14 protein-coding genes are annotated in these 12,691 nt (G+C 64.4%); 3 read left to right on the top strand and 11 right to left on the bottom strand.

What is annotated here, in order from left to right; genetic code table 11:
* The coding region (locus B1A78_RS16760; protein WP_077148056.1) for an aminotransferase class V-fold PLP-dependent enzyme at window positions 1-816 on the top strand (816 nt) is incomplete at its 5' end.
* Between the two features lie 223 nt (window positions 817-1,039).
* Window positions 1,040-2,566, top strand: coding sequence for a P-loop NTPase fold protein (locus B1A78_RS16755; protein ID WP_083734250.1), 1,527 nt, complete (start codon window positions 1,040-1,042; stop codon window positions 2,564-2,566).
* A 43-nt stretch (window positions 2,567-2,609) separates the two neighbouring features.
* Here the strand turns inward: B1A78_RS16755 and B1A78_RS16750 are convergent, their stop codons facing one another.
* From B1A78_RS16750 to B1A78_RS16740, 3 genes are read right to left on the bottom strand one after another with little or no spacing between them, the layout of a single operon-like run.
* A complete protein-coding gene (locus tag B1A78_RS16750; protein WP_372236896.1) occupies window positions 2,610-3,620 on the bottom strand; it encodes an NAD(P)-dependent alcohol dehydrogenase in 1,011 nt (336 codons plus the stop codon).
* Between the two features lie 31 nt (window positions 3,621-3,651).
* Window positions 3,652-3,963, bottom strand: coding sequence for a hypothetical protein (locus tag B1A78_RS16745; RefSeq protein WP_077148054.1), 312 nt, complete (start codon window positions 3,961-3,963; stop codon window positions 3,652-3,654).
* Entirely contained in the window at window positions 3,960-5,699 is a 1,740-nt protein-coding gene (locus B1A78_RS16740) for an amidohydrolase family protein (RefSeq protein ID WP_077148053.1), read from the bottom strand. The genes B1A78_RS16745 and B1A78_RS16740 overlap by 4 nt, the downstream gene beginning before the upstream one ends.
* 102 nt (window positions 5,700-5,801) lie before the next feature.
* Between B1A78_RS16740 and B1A78_RS16735 the strand changes: the two genes are divergently transcribed.
* Window positions 5,802-6,107 carry an alkylphosphonate utilization protein gene (locus B1A78_RS16735; RefSeq protein ID WP_077148058.1) on the top strand — a complete coding sequence of 102 codons (306 nt, stop codon included), beginning with the start codon at window positions 5,802-5,804 and terminating at the stop codon, window positions 6,105-6,107.
* Between the two features lie 7 nt (window positions 6,108-6,114).
* On the opposite strand, the gene B1A78_RS16730 is transcribed toward B1A78_RS16735, so the two are convergent.
* From B1A78_RS16730 to B1A78_RS22750, 8 genes are all read right to left on the bottom strand, one after another.
* Entirely contained in the window at window positions 6,115-6,636 is a 522-nt protein-coding gene (locus B1A78_RS16730) for a hypothetical protein (RefSeq protein WP_077148052.1), read from the bottom strand.
* Between the two features lie 72 nt (window positions 6,637-6,708).
* Entirely contained in the window at window positions 6,709-8,004 is a 1,296-nt protein-coding gene (locus tag B1A78_RS16725; RefSeq protein WP_077148057.1) for an acyl-CoA dehydrogenase family protein, read from the bottom strand.
* 75 nt (window positions 8,005-8,079) lie between these two features.
* Complete coding sequence (locus B1A78_RS16720) at window positions 8,080-8,676, bottom strand: HAD family hydrolase (RefSeq protein WP_077148051.1); 597 nt, start codon at window positions 8,674-8,676, stop codon at window positions 8,080-8,082.
* Window positions 8,677-8,697: 21 nt separating this feature from the next.
* Entirely contained in the window at window positions 8,698-9,519 is an 822-nt protein-coding gene (locus tag B1A78_RS16715; protein ID WP_077148050.1) for a TIGR04222 domain-containing membrane protein, read from the bottom strand.
* A 1-nt stretch (window position 9,520) separates the two neighbouring features.
* Entirely contained in the window at window positions 9,521-10,081 is a 561-nt protein-coding gene (locus B1A78_RS16710) for a hypothetical protein (protein ID WP_077148049.1), read from the bottom strand.
* On the bottom strand, window positions 10,078-11,409 hold the full coding sequence (locus B1A78_RS16705) for a phosphotransferase family protein (RefSeq protein WP_077148048.1): 1,332 nt from the start codon (window positions 11,407-11,409) through the stop codon (window positions 10,078-10,080). The genes B1A78_RS16710 and B1A78_RS16705 overlap by 4 nt, the downstream gene beginning before the upstream one ends.
* A gap of 79 nt (window positions 11,410-11,488) precedes the next feature.
* On the bottom strand, window positions 11,489-12,391 hold the full coding sequence (locus tag B1A78_RS16700; RefSeq protein ID WP_083734249.1) for an energy transducer TonB: 903 nt from the start codon (window positions 12,389-12,391) through the stop codon (window positions 11,489-11,491).
* A 49-nt stretch (window positions 12,392-12,440) separates the two neighbouring features.
* The coding region (locus B1A78_RS22750) for a hypothetical protein (RefSeq protein ID WP_179102073.1) at window positions 12,441-12,691 on the bottom strand (251 nt) is incomplete at its 5' end.

Raw genomic sequence — 12,691 nt, 5'->3', positions numbered from 1 at the left:
ATCCTGCTCGCACCGAGCGCCTTCCCGACGATCGGATATGTCGCGAGCGGGCTGGCGGCGGCGGGTTGGACAGCGCGCTATCTGCCCGCCGACGCCGATGTCCGCGACCCGGCAAGCTGGGCGGCAGCGCTCGACGATCAGGTCGCGCTCGTCGTCGCGATGCACGTCAGTTCGAACAGCGGCGCGCTGACCGACATCGCTGCGGTCGCGGCAGTCGCCAAGGCGGCCGGCGCGCGCTGCGTCGCCGATTGCGCGCAGTCGGTCGGCATCGTTCCGGTGAGCCCCGCCGCATGGGGCGCCGACGCCGTGATCGGTACCAGCGTCAAATGGCTGTGCGGCGGCCCCGGTGCGGCGTGGCTGTGGGTCGCGCCGCACGACCGCACCGCGCTCGACCCGATGGAGCGCGGCTGGTGGAGCCACGAAAATCCGTTCGAGATGGACATCGCCGACTTCCGCTACGCCCCCGACGCGCGGCGCTGGTGGGGCGGCACCCCCGACGTTGCGCCCTTCATCCTGTCGACCGCCGGAATCGCCGAGATCGCGGCGATCGGCGTGCCCGCGATCCGCGCGCATAATGCGGCGCTGCAAGCGATGCTGCGCGATGCGCTGGAAGCAAGGACACCGCAATGGCACTGGCCGAGCGGGGCCATCGGCGGGACGCTGTGCATCGACACCGGCGCCGACCAGCCGCAGGTCGCGGCGGCGCTCGAACGCCATAATCTTCGCGCCGATTTTCGCGGGTCGATCCTGCGCGTCTCGTTTCATGCGTATAACGATGCGGCGGACGCGCATGCTGCGGCTGAGGCGTTGTCCTGAACGCGCCGGCATTCCAAAGTTCAGGGAAGTTCAGCCCAATGGCGATCCGATGTCGAGCCGGTTTTCGGGGTGGCTCGGCCGGCGCATCACGCGTCGAAACGGGAAGGATATCGCTCATCGACAAGCTTGAAGCATAGCGATGTTTTTTAGGAAAGAGATTTCTCAGGGACAGCGAATTTTGGGATTGTTGCACGCGTCACCGTAATTGGATAGCTAAGCAAGTATGACCGGGCAAAATGAAAAAGATCAAATTTGGCATGGAGACAGGCTTAATCGCCGTCGTGAGGCGGACACGATAGAGACGTTTATATTGAACGAAGTGTCTTTTTTTGAGCGAATGGGTCGAAGTCAGTCCATCGTTTTGGGGATTGACGGGGAATACGGAAAAGGAAAAAGTTGGTTTCTCGAACGATTAGCGATGCAGCTAAGACTGTCACATCCAGTAGCGACCATCGACGCTTGGGCAGACGACGTCGGAGATGAGCCGCTAACGGCCTTCATGGCTGCAATTGATGACGCGCTCGCGCCATACCTTACCGTTTCCAAGAAAATCGGTGATCGAATGGCCGCGGTAAAGGCTGCGGCTCTTCCCGTAATCGGAAAATTGCTAACCGGCGCTGCGACAAAGGCAATCAGCAAGGTCGCAGGCGATGAAATAGAAGACCAACTGGGCAATGCTATCGAAGATGCAATTCGCGGGGCCAAAGAAGGCGCGACCCCGAAAGAAGATGGCGCGGCGGCCGAGGCGATGGCTGCTGCATTCGAAAAGCTCGGCACAGAAATCGATAGCCTCGTAGATCGACGTGGCGCCGCGATGCTGGAAGCCTACCGTCAGCGCAAGCGGTCACGCGAGGTGTTTCGCGCCAATATGCGCGATTTAGTAGCACTGGTTGGCCAAGAAAAAGGCCCAGGACGACCACCGTTAATTGTGGTTATTGACGAACTGGATCGATGCAGACCCAATTATGCCATACGCATGCTTGAAGAAATAAAGCATTTTTTTGAAATATCTGGAGTCGTTTTTATCATTGGCTTGCACGGAAAACAACTCAGCAAAAGTGTTAATGCGATTTATGGTGCCGAATTCGATAGTGAAGACCATCTACGCAGATTTTTTACCCGACGATATGATCTCCGATCATTTTCAATCGTAGAGCTGGTCGCAGCCGTTTTTGAAGAATGGGGAATCGATCAAACCCGATTTTCGTATCCTGACCCAATCGTTGGCGACGGATATCAGCTAACAAAGCCGAGGATATTCGGCCTTATCCTTACAGAATGGTCGGTAACTCCCCGAGAAGTATATCCCATCATGGATGCTTTAAGATTATTTGTTGAAGGCTGGGAACATTCAGAGCCCATTGAACCGATAGCTCTTTTAAGTCTGGTTGTTAATTTAGTTCGAGGACAGCAGCTAAGCTTCACTCAACCAAAGCAGATAGGCCACATAAAATTCAAAGAGACCACCTGGAATACTGAAAACAGCGGAAATCCAAGTAATTTCTTGTCGAACGACTATCTTTCCAATCTCAACCCTATGGGCTGGGCTCCGCTGTCCCAAGCTATGCGAGAAACGCCGTATGGCCGTGATCCTGCCAGAAATTATCTAATTGGATTTCTTCAACGTGAAGGCCAAGCTAGACAATCTCAACCATATTTTAGTCAGCAGAGCCAACCTCATTTTGCCGACTATATTCCTCGGATCTGTGATTTGGCCCGGTTCGTTGATAAGCCGGAGCAAAGCATTTGAGCAGCGCCAAATTAGCCTCGGACTTCAGCGCCAAGTTTTACATCTAAATATCCACCACGATCTTCCCGAAATGCGCGTTGGCGATCTGGTGCCGGAACGCATCGCCCAGCCGTTCCAGCGGGAAATGGTCGCTGATAATCGGGCGGATGCCGTTCGCTTCGACCCCGGCGATCATGTCGAGCTGCTGCGCGCGGCTGCCCACCGTCAGCCCCTGCACGCGCAGATTCTTCGCCATCAGCAGCGCGGTCTGCACCGGCCCGGCGAAGCCCGCGAGCACGCCGATCAGCGCGACATGGCCGCCGACGCGCGTCGCGACCATCGACTGGTCGAGCGTGCCCGCGCCGCCGATCTCGACCACCGTGTCGACCCCGCGCCCGCCGGTGAGTTCGAGCGCCTTCGCGCCCCATTTCGGCTCTTCCTTGTAATTGATCAGCGCGTCGGCGCCGAGCGCCTTCAACTTGTCGAGCTTCGCGTCGGACGAGCTGGTCGCGATCACCCGCGCCCCCGCCGCCTTGGCGAATTGCAGCGCAAAGACCGACACGCCGCCGCTGCCCTGAATCAGCACGGTCGATCCGGGCTGCGTCGTGCCGTCGACGAACAGCGCGCGCCACGCGGTGAGCCCGGCGCACGTCAGCGTCGCCGCCTCGGCCGACGACCAGCCCTGCGGCACACGGGTAAACCAGCTTTGCGGCGCCACCACCACTTCGCGCGCATAGCCGTCGATGCCGTCGCCGGGGACGCGGGTGAAGGCGCTGGTCGGCGGGGCGCCGTCGGCCCAGTCGGGGAAGAAAAGCGAAACGACCGTGTCGCCCGCCTTATAGTCGGTGACGCCCTCGCCCACCGCCTCGACGATGCCTGCGCCGTCGGACATCGGGATGCGCCCGGCCGCGGCGGGGATCATCCCCGCGACGACCGCAAAATCGTGGAAGTTGAGCGAGGACGCGCCCAGCTTGACGCGGATCTCGCCCGGCCCCGGATCGCCCGGGTCGGCAAGCGTATCGACCGCCAGGCTGTCGACCGTCGCGGGCGCGCCGATGCGGATGGCCTTCACCATATCATTTCTCCTTAAAAGGGGCTTGGCGGCGCTATTTCTGGTAGCAGCCGTAACTCGCGTTGCCGGTGCCGAGCGCATCGGCGATCCGGACCGAGCAATCCCATTCCTCGGGCTCTTCGCCTTCGACCTGGATCACTGCCTTGCCTTCGAAGCTGCCGTCGGCCTGCGGGCTGAAGTCGGCCTTGAGGACCTTTTCGCCCACCGCCTCCTTGCGCTTGGCCAGATAGGCTTCGGCATCGTCGGCGGTCGGCGCCTTCTTGACGGGCTCGGCAGAACCGCCGCAGGCGGCGAGCAGCAGCGCGGCGGCGAGCGCCGCGCCGGCCCCGATCGTCGCGCGGCTCATTCGGCCGCCATCGCCAGTTCGACGCGCTGCGGCCCGCGGATCACCCCGCCGGGGGTCGGCCCCTGCATTTCGCCGTCCTTGAAGGTGACTTCGCCCGACTTGATCGTCGCGACATAGCCGTCGGCCTTTTGCAGCAGCCGCTTGCCGCCCGCCGGCAGGTCGAAGGCGAGCCAGGGCTTGCCGAGCTTGATCGCGTCCATATCGATGACGTTGAGGTCGGCGAGATAGCCGGGCGCGAGCACGCCGCGATCCTCGAGCCCGTACAGCACCGCCGTGTCGCGGCACTGGCGCTTGATCGCATGTTCCAGCCCGATGCGGTTGCCGTTGCGGTCGCGCACCCAATGCTGGAGCATGAAGGTCGGCGAGGCCGCGTCGCAGATCGTCCCGCAATGCGCGCCGCCGTCGGACAGGCTGTTCACCGTGTCGTCGGCGGCCTGCAGATCCTCGAGGAAATTGAGGTTGCCGTCGCGGTAGTTCAAAATCGGGAAATAGATGAAGCCCTTGCCGTCGTCCTTCATCAGCAGGTCATAGGCATATTCGGCCGGCGTCACGCCCGCCGCCGCGGCGCGATGCGCGATGCTTTCGTCCATCCGCGGCTCATAGTTGAAGTCGGGGTCCATCTCGAAATGGACCGGCCAGCCCTCGGCGACGACCTTCAGGAAGTCGAGGATGTCGCTTTCGGGCCAGACATTCGCTTCCTGCGTCATGCGGGTGCGGAATGCCGGGTCCTTGAGATGCGCGAGCTGCTGGTCCCACGGCAGGTCGATGATCTCGTTCCACGCCGGCTTGAAGCGGAAGGGATGCACCGTGCCCTGCCACGCCATGATGACGCCGTTGCCGCGCAGCGCGATCTGCGCAACGATGTTCGCGCCGGTCGCATTCTGCTTGCGCATTTCCGAGATCTGCTCCTCGAGCGGCAGTTCCTTGGCGATCGACTGGAGAGCGGCGAAGGTCACCGGCAGCCCGGTTTCGCGGCTGAGGTCGCCCATCCACTGGAACTCGTTCCACTCGCGCTTCATGTCGCTCGCCATTTCGAACACGCCATAACCGACGCGCCCCATCGCGCGGCCGATCGCGACCAGTTCCTCGGCGGTCGCGGTGGTGCCGGGGACGAGTTCGCCGTCGATCGACTTGTGGAGCACGGTGCGACTGGTCGAGAAGCCGAGCGCGCCCGCGCGCACGCCTTCCTCGACGATGCGCGACATTTCGGCGATGTCCGCGTCGGTCGGGATCGCACCGGGCTTTTCGCGGTCGCCGAGCACATAGGCGCGCACCGCGCCGTGCGGGACGTGGCAAGCGACGTCGACGGTGCGCGGCAGTTTCTCAAGCGCGTCCATATATTCGGGGAAGGTCTCCCAATCCCACGACATGCCCTCGGCCAGCGCGGTGCCGGGAATGTCCTCGACGCCTTCCATCAGCGAAATCAGCCATTCGTGACGGTCGGGCTTGGCGGGCGCGAAGCCGACGCCGCAATTGCCCATGACGACGGTGGTGACGCCGTGCCAGCTCGACGGCGCCATTTCCTGGTCCCACGTCGCCTGGCCGTCATAATGTGTGTGGACGTCGACGAAGCCGGGGGTGACGACCTTGCCCGCGGCGTCGATTTCCTCGCGGCCCTTGCCAAGATCTTGCCCGATGGCGACGATCCGGTCGCCGTCGATCGCGATGTCCGCGACAAAGGCGTCGCCGCCCGTTCCATCGACGACGGTGCCGCCGCGAATCACCAGATCATGCATGTCCGCTCTCCCGATTTTTTCGTTTCAGGGAGAAACCTATCATGGATATCCGATATGCCAAGCGCGATTGACCGCGGCGCGATCGGCGCGCAGGGAGCGCCGATGAGCGACGAAGATTATATCTATGACGAGGCGAGCGGCGAGTGGCTGCCCGCGAGCGAAGTAGCGGCACGCGAAGCTGCGGCAGCGGCCGGGCCCGAGGTGCGCGACGCGGTCGGCAACCTCCTTGCCGACGGCGATTCGGTGGTATTGGTCAAGGACCTGACGGTGAAGGGTGCGGGCCAGACGCTGAAGGTCGGCACCGTCATCAGGTCGATCCGGCTGACCGGCGACGCGCAGGAAATCGACTGCCGCCACGACGGCATCAAGGGGCTGGTGCTGCGCGCGGAGTTCGTGCGCAAGCGCTGACGCGGGCTCAGTGCTGCGACGGCGGCTTTTCGGCGCTCCAGGCCGGGCGCGCCGCGTCCATGCCGGCGACAATCTTGTCCCAATAGGCCTCGGTCCGCCCCTGGAATTTCATGTCGAAGGCATCGACGGTGCGAAACTCGAGCACCTCGACCCCCTCGGGCCCGGGCTTGTAGGTATAAGGGACGTCGCGCCCGACGAAGAAGCCGTCGCCCGCGCCGAGTTCCTCGGTCCCGAGCTTGAGCGATCCCGCGATGATATAATAGAGGCAGTCGGCGTCATGGCTGTGCAGCGGCAGCGCGAAGCCGCTTTTGAACCAGGCATAGGTCAGGCTCATGTGCGGCAGCGAGAACAGCACCTTGGTGACATTGCCCTCGCCCACCCCGGCCTCGACCCAGCGGCCGATACCCGCCTCGACGATCGGGGTCAGCCCCGCGAGCGTCATCTTCTCGGTCTCGTTGAGATCGGGCGCATCGATGCCCCGATAGATGCGGAACGGCGCCGCATCCGGCTTGCGATCGGCCTCGGCCATGGCTCTCTCCTCTTCCCGTTTTGATTTGCGACCCATCATGCCGCAACGGGAGGAGGAGAGTCCATAGCTAGGTCAGATCTTGCCGAGCGTCTCGCGGCGCGGCCCGAGATAGCCGAACAGATACGCGCCCACTTTCCGCATCTGGATTTCCTCGGCGCCCTCGGTGATCCGGTAGCGGCGGTGGTGGCGATAGATATGCTCGAACGGCTTGTGGCGCGAATAGCCGATGCCGCCATGCACCTGCATCGCGCGGTCGGCGGCTTCGCAGCACAGGCGGTTCGCCCAGTAATTGCACATGCTGACTTTGTCCGACAGGCGGTGCTCGACCTCCTTGTGCGGCATATTGTCCATTTCCCATGCGGTCTTGCGGATCATCAGGCGCAGCATTTCGGCCTGCGTCGCCAGTTCGACGAGCGGGAACTGGATCGCCTGGTTGCGCGCCAGCGCCTCGCCGAACGGCTTGCGTTCGCGGGCGTAACGCACGCTTTCCTCGATACAGAAGACCGCGGCGCCGAGCGACGAGGCCGCCTGGCGGATGCGGTTCTGATGAACGAAGCTCTGTGCGATCGACAGCCCGCCGCCGACCGGGCCGAGCCGCGCGCTGTCGGGCACCCACACATCGGTGAAGGTCATGCGCGGATGGTCGGTCGGCATGTTGAAGGTCCACATATATTCGTCGACCGTCATGCCCTCGGTACCCGTCGGCACGAGCAGGCAGGTGATGCCCTTGGCATCGCCGTCCTCGCCGTCGGTGCGGCAGAAGGTCGCGCAATGCGTCGCGACATGCATGCCGGTGATCCACATCTTGCGCCCGTTGATCAGCCAGCCCTCGACCCCGTCACGGGTCTCGCGAACGCCACGCGTTTCCATATGCGTCGCGTCCGACCCATGGTCGGGTTCGGTCAGGCCGAAGGCGGTGCGGCGCTTGCCCTCGAACCCGCCGAGGATGAATTCCTGCTTCTGCTCGTCGCTCGTCGCGAACTGTTCGAACATCTCGACGAAGGGGAAATTGCCGACGATGCTATGCTCGTTCTGCAGGTCGTTGTGGAGGCCGAGGCCCTTGGCGGCGAAATGCTCGCGAATCACCGCCATCCACAGGTTGCTGCCGTCCTTGCCGCCATATTTCTTCGGCGCCGAGAAGCGCCAATGCCCCGCGGCATCGGCCTTGCGCGTCGCGGCTTTCAGAAGCTGCTCCCACTCGTGGCGCGGCAGCCCCTGATTGTCCCAGTCGGTGCGCGCATGTTCGCGGCGGTGGTCGAAGAAACGGATATTGTCGTCGGCGAGTTCGAGCGGCTTGATCTCGGCTTCGATGAAGGCGTCGAGTTCGTCCAGATAGGCCTGCAAATCGGCCGGTACGGCAAAATCCATCTTGTTTCTCCCATGGCTGTCGCCTCCGCCTTGCCAGCGTTCGGCGAGCCGCAAAAGCGCAAAATGCTTCGTAAGCTAATCTTGTTCGATCTCGGCGCGCCAACGCCGCTTTTCGAGCTGTCGCAGGTTAGGAGCGTCCTTCAGCCTCTCCAGATAGCGCGCCAGCAGCAGCAATTCGTCATCAGCGTCCCGCCCGTCATATTCGCGCGGATAGATGGCGTTGCCATAGTTCCGCACGCATTTCTCAGGCGTGTCATCGACTATCAGCATCTGGTCGAGCGTCCAGCCGAAGCGTTTGAGCTTGGCGAGTGGCTTCAGATAGTGGCGATGATTCCACGGATCGAAGAAGGTGTAGTCATCATCCTCACGTCGCACCCGGCTGAAGCTCGCCTTGCTCCGACCCCATATGAATTCGAGCCGCCCCGGATCGGGGACGATCAGTTTGGCAACCGCCTCGACATACTCGTCCGACGCCGACGACCATATCCCAACCGAATAATGCTCGAAACAGCTTGCTAGAAACACGTCCAGATGCGGCCGCCGATACACATGATAGCCATAGACCATATGGTCAGCGGCCCGGTGCAGCGATGTCTCGCTGGCATGGATGAGGGTTTCGTCCAGATCGAGGACGAGCAGATGGCGCGGCTTATTGGGAGTTGGGTTGCTCATTGCGATGTAGAGACTGGTATCTCAGTCCCCGCCGCCACATCCGCTGCCGCAGCCGCTGTCGCCGCCGCAGCTGCTTCCGCAGCTCCCACTCGAATTGGGTCCCTCGGACGAGTTGTGCGGGTGGCGCAGCGCGTAGAAGGCGGCGAGCTCCGATCCCGCGAGGACGCTGGTGCCGAACAGCGCGACGGCAAGGTCGCTTTCGCGCAGCGTCGGCGCGCGGCGCAGCCGCTGATTCTCGCGCCGCGCTTCCTTCACCGCCGCGCGGGCGGCGCGCGTCTGGTCGCTGACGAAGCGCCAGCGGAGCGCCATCGGGATCAAGGTCATCAGCATCATGAAAGACAGCACGAACAGCGGCCCGCCCCGCGCGATGTCCGAGAACAGCCGGATCGCGCCGAACAGCAGCAGCGCCAGATAGGGCGCGATGGCGAGGAGCCGCAGGCGGCGGCGCTCGTCGCTGTCGAGCAGCAGTCCGGCCGATATCAGCCGGCGGTGGAGCGCCGACGCTTCGGGGCGTAGCGCGAAGGCGATCGCATCCCAGCGAAACGGTGCGCGAAGCGCCAGCACCGCGCGTTCGGCGCCCGTCCCCGCCGTGGCGCCCGCCGGCCGGAGCGCCTTGCCCTCCACCGCGATCACGCCCGTGGCCACCATGCGCGTTGCGACGGTGTCGGCAAAGCGCGCCTCGCGCCCGGCAAGATAGGCGAGGCTGTCGGGATCGCGGAGCTTTTGCGTCCGGCCGTCGGGGCGGAGCAGCCGCGGCAACAGCCAGGCGACCGGCCCGACGATCGTCAGCAACAGGAAATACACCCCGATGAACGCCACCGGGTCCCAATCGAGCGGATTCATCTCACGCGCCTCCCCCCATCCACAGCGCGACCCCGGCCAGCGCTATCACAGCGACGACGGCGGCGCCAAGCCGAACGGCGCGGCGCGGGACGATCCAGACGTCGGCGAGCGCAACGCGGCGCGCCCGGGGATCGACATGAAAGCGTTGCCAGGCCGAGGGCCAGACGGCTTCGGGCGGCAGCGCGCCGAACAGCCGTTCGTAGCTCGCCAGCGTTTCAGCGTAGAAATGCGCATAGCGTTGCCCCTCCTCGCTGCCGCCCGCGGTCGGGCCATGGTGGAGCGGCGCGCCGAGCACCTCGCCGCACAATCGGTCCCAATAGTCACGGCTATAGGTCAGGTGCAGGTGCCAGGCCTGGTCGACCGCGTCGGACGGCACGACCATATGGCCCGCGGTCATCGCGAGGAACAGGAAGCGGCGATATTCGCCCATCACCGCGTCGGCATGGTCCGCCGACCAGCCATTTTCGCGCGCCAGCCGCGCCTCGAAATTCAGCGCCGCATCGGCGGGTCCGACGCGATAATCGCGAAGGCGGGTCCAGAGCGGATGCCCTGTTGCGGTCATCCGCCCCAGCGGGTGCGCGCCGCGGCGAGCGCGGCATATTTGGGGCTGTCGACCGCGCATTTGTCGAGCACCGCGCGGCGCAGCTTCGCAAGGAGGCCGGGTTCGGCAAGTGTCGTCGTACCCGCCATCAGCGCCCGCGACAGTGCGGCATCCTCGGCGCGCGTCCCGGCCTCCAGGTCGCGCATGACGATACCGAGCGCGTTCATCGCGACGACCGCCTCGAACTTCGCATGGCCCTCAGCGCGCGGCTTGATCGCACCCTCGATCCAGTCGCGCACCGCCTGCACGATCTCGCGATTGGTCGGCTCGCCGGCGGGCGCAGGTGCGGCGGCGGGCGACGGCGGCAGCGCGCGCACGCGTTCGGTCTCGGGCGCTTCCTCCTCGAGCAGCGCGATCAGATCGAGTTCCTGTTCGGCGGTGCGCCGCCCGACGACGACGCGCTCGACCGTGGTGTCGGCGCCGCTGCGCCACGCCTGCCCCATCTGGAGGCAGCCGAGCGCCCACCACAGCGTGCGATAGACGAGCCAGAAGCGGAAGCGGTCGCGGTCGACGGGGGTCCCGCCCGCCGCTTCATAGGCAGCGAACAAATCCTCGAGGCTGCCGACGCCATAGGCGGGCTTGTCGAGCTGGCCGAAGCGCCACACGGTCATGCAGCCAAAGGCGAGATCCTCGTGCGCGTCGCCGCGATGCGCGAGTTCCCAGTCGAGCACGACCGCGAGGCCGTCCCCATCGACCATGATATTGCCCATGCGATAGTCGCCATGGACGAGCACCGGCGGCGCGGGGGTCGGCAGATGATCCTCGCACCATTTGATCGCGAGCGCGATCGCCGGACGGTCGCCGCCATAGGTCAGGAAGCGCGCCTTGAGTTCGGCGAGCGCTTCGGCGGTGTCCATGTGCGGGATGGCGTCGGGAATGGTGTCGGCGGGGATCGCATGGATGCGCGCCAGTTCGCGCCCCATGTCGGCGACGAGCGAGGGCGGCGGCGCGGGCAGGATCTTCGCCGGGCTGACCTCGGCGATCACGCGCTTCATCACATAGCCGGTGCCCATGCCATCGCCGTCCTCCAGCACACCGACGACCTCGGGCGCCTTCACCCCGGCGGCAAAGGCGGCCTTGACCAGCGCCGCCTCGGTCGGATGGCCATAGGGACGGTCTGCCATATATTCGGCCGACGGCGCGCGGCGCAGCACATAGGGGGCGCCTGCGAAATCGAAGGCCCAGCTTTCCATGTTCGCGCCCCCCGACAGGCGGCCGAGGCCCGAGAGCGTTCCGGCTCCGACGGCGCGGGTCATGAAGGCGGCGAGCAGGGTATCGAGATCGGTCATGCCCCGCCGATGCTAAGCTTTTCGGATCGCCGCAAGCCGTTTTCGCCTTTCACCCGGTCAAGCAGGCCTACCGCCGGTATCAGAACTGGAAGCGGACCGAATTGACATAATAGGAGGCGAGCGGATTGCCGTCCTTGTCGAGCGCGGGTTCGAAGCGCGCGCGGCGCATCACGCCCTTGCACACCGCATCGTCGAAACCCTTGCTGTTGGTCGAGCGCTGGATGTGACAGGCGGTGGGCAGGCCGTCGGGGCCGACCGACAGGCGGAAGCGGACGATTCCCGGCTGCGACTTGGCGAGCATGTCGCGCGGATAATCGCTGCTCTTCAGCCACTTTCCGGGCTCGGTCACCGGCATGACCCAGCGCGACAATTCGCGGTGGCGCGCGACATCGATGCCCCAGTGGCTGAGCAGTTCGTCGGTGCAGCTGCGCATCGCGGTGAAGGCCGCCTTCATCGGCCCGGTCTTGAGTCGTACCGGGTTGCGCAGCGGGCGGCCGACGAGCAGGCTGGTCACCGCCGCCTCGTCGGCCTCGGTGATCGGCGTGTCGAAGGTTGTGCTATAGCCATTCTCTTTCGCGGCCGCGACCTCCGCAGCCGAATAGGGTTTCAGCCGGACCGAATCGCCAAAGATCCACGCGGGCTGGCCGTCCTTGTCGGCGCCCACCGTTCCCGGGAAAAACATGATCTTCTGCTCGGCCATCGCGCCGAAGGTGATGCTGGCATCGCCCTTGGCGTTCTGTGCGCCGAACATGGATCCGGCGAGGGTCATGCGAAAGCTGGCCCCCGGCGAATCCTGCTCGAGCGACAGCGTCACCTTCTGCTTGTCGGTGCCGAAGATGCGCGCGAGGCGGCAATAATCATCGGCATAATGAACATTCCACGGCGTCGCCGGCGCGAGTTCGACCGGCGCCTTTGCCGCCGCCAGCGACGGCACCGCTACGAGCAGCGGAGCGAGGCCCGCCATTCCCATCCTGCTTCCCATGGCATGATCCTATCGCACTGTTTTGGCGGGCGCAATCGGCTGCGGAGAGCTAGCGACGAAGGCGATCCTTCGCGCTGCGGTCGTGCCATTTCGCTGCGAAATGCAGCCCCCAGGCGATCGGCACGAGCAGCATCAGCCAGCCCCACGCGCCGCTTTCGATCAGCCCGTCGCCGGCGACATGGCCAAACAATGCGAGGAAGATGAGCAGACCCGCGATCGCATAGACGCCATTCTGGTACCAATTATGCCCGCTGCCGAGGTTCTGCGGATCGATCGGCAACGGCGCGCGCGCCGCGACCG

Origin of the sequence: Sphingopyxis sp. KK2, assembly GCF_001990265.1 — a bacterium.
Taxonomy (GTDB): Bacteria; Pseudomonadota; Alphaproteobacteria; order Sphingomonadales; family Sphingomonadaceae; genus Sphingopyxis.
Note: the sequence above shows the minus strand (reverse complement) of the source record. Positions and strands in the feature narration are given on the sequence as shown.

Coding starts and splice junctions, on each gene's coding strand:
- B1A78_RS16720 (WP_077148051.1), bottom strand. CDS start 8,676: ATGAGCAACCCAACTCCCAATAAGCCGCGCCATCTGCTCGTCCTCGAT.
- B1A78_RS16725 (WP_077148057.1), bottom strand. CDS start 8,004: ATGGATTTTGCCGTACCGGCCGATTTGCAGGCCTATCTGGACGAACTC.
- B1A78_RS16710 (WP_077148049.1), bottom strand. CDS start 10,081: ATGACCGCAACAGGGCATCCGCTCTGGACCCGCCTTCGCGATTATCGC.
- B1A78_RS16730 (WP_077148052.1), bottom strand. CDS start 6,636: ATGGCCGAGGCCGATCGCAAGCCGGATGCGGCGCCGTTCCGCATCTAT.
- B1A78_RS16700 (WP_083734249.1), bottom strand. CDS start 12,391: ATGGGAAGCAGGATGGGAATGGCGGGCCTCGCTCCGCTGCTCGTAGCG.
- B1A78_RS16755 (WP_083734250.1), top strand. CDS start 1,040: ATGACCGGGCAAAATGAAAAAGATCAAATTTGGCATGGAGACAGGCTT.
- B1A78_RS16735 (WP_077148058.1), top strand. CDS start 5,802: ATGAGCGACGAAGATTATATCTATGACGAGGCGAGCGGCGAGTGGCTG.
- B1A78_RS16750 (WP_372236896.1), bottom strand. CDS start 3,620: ATGGTGAAGGCCATCCGCATCGGCGCGCCCGCGACGGTCGACAGCCTG.
- B1A78_RS16715 (WP_077148050.1), bottom strand. CDS start 9,519: ATGAATCCGCTCGATTGGGACCCGGTGGCGTTCATCGGGGTGTATTTC.
- B1A78_RS16745 (WP_077148054.1), bottom strand. CDS start 3,963: ATGAGCCGCGCGACGATCGGGGCCGGCGCGGCGCTCGCCGCCGCGCTG.
- B1A78_RS16740 (WP_077148053.1), bottom strand. CDS start 5,699: ATGCATGATCTGGTGATTCGCGGCGGCACCGTCGTCGATGGAACGGGC.
- B1A78_RS16705 (WP_077148048.1), bottom strand. CDS start 11,409: ATGACCGATCTCGATACCCTGCTCGCCGCCTTCATGACCCGCGCCGTC.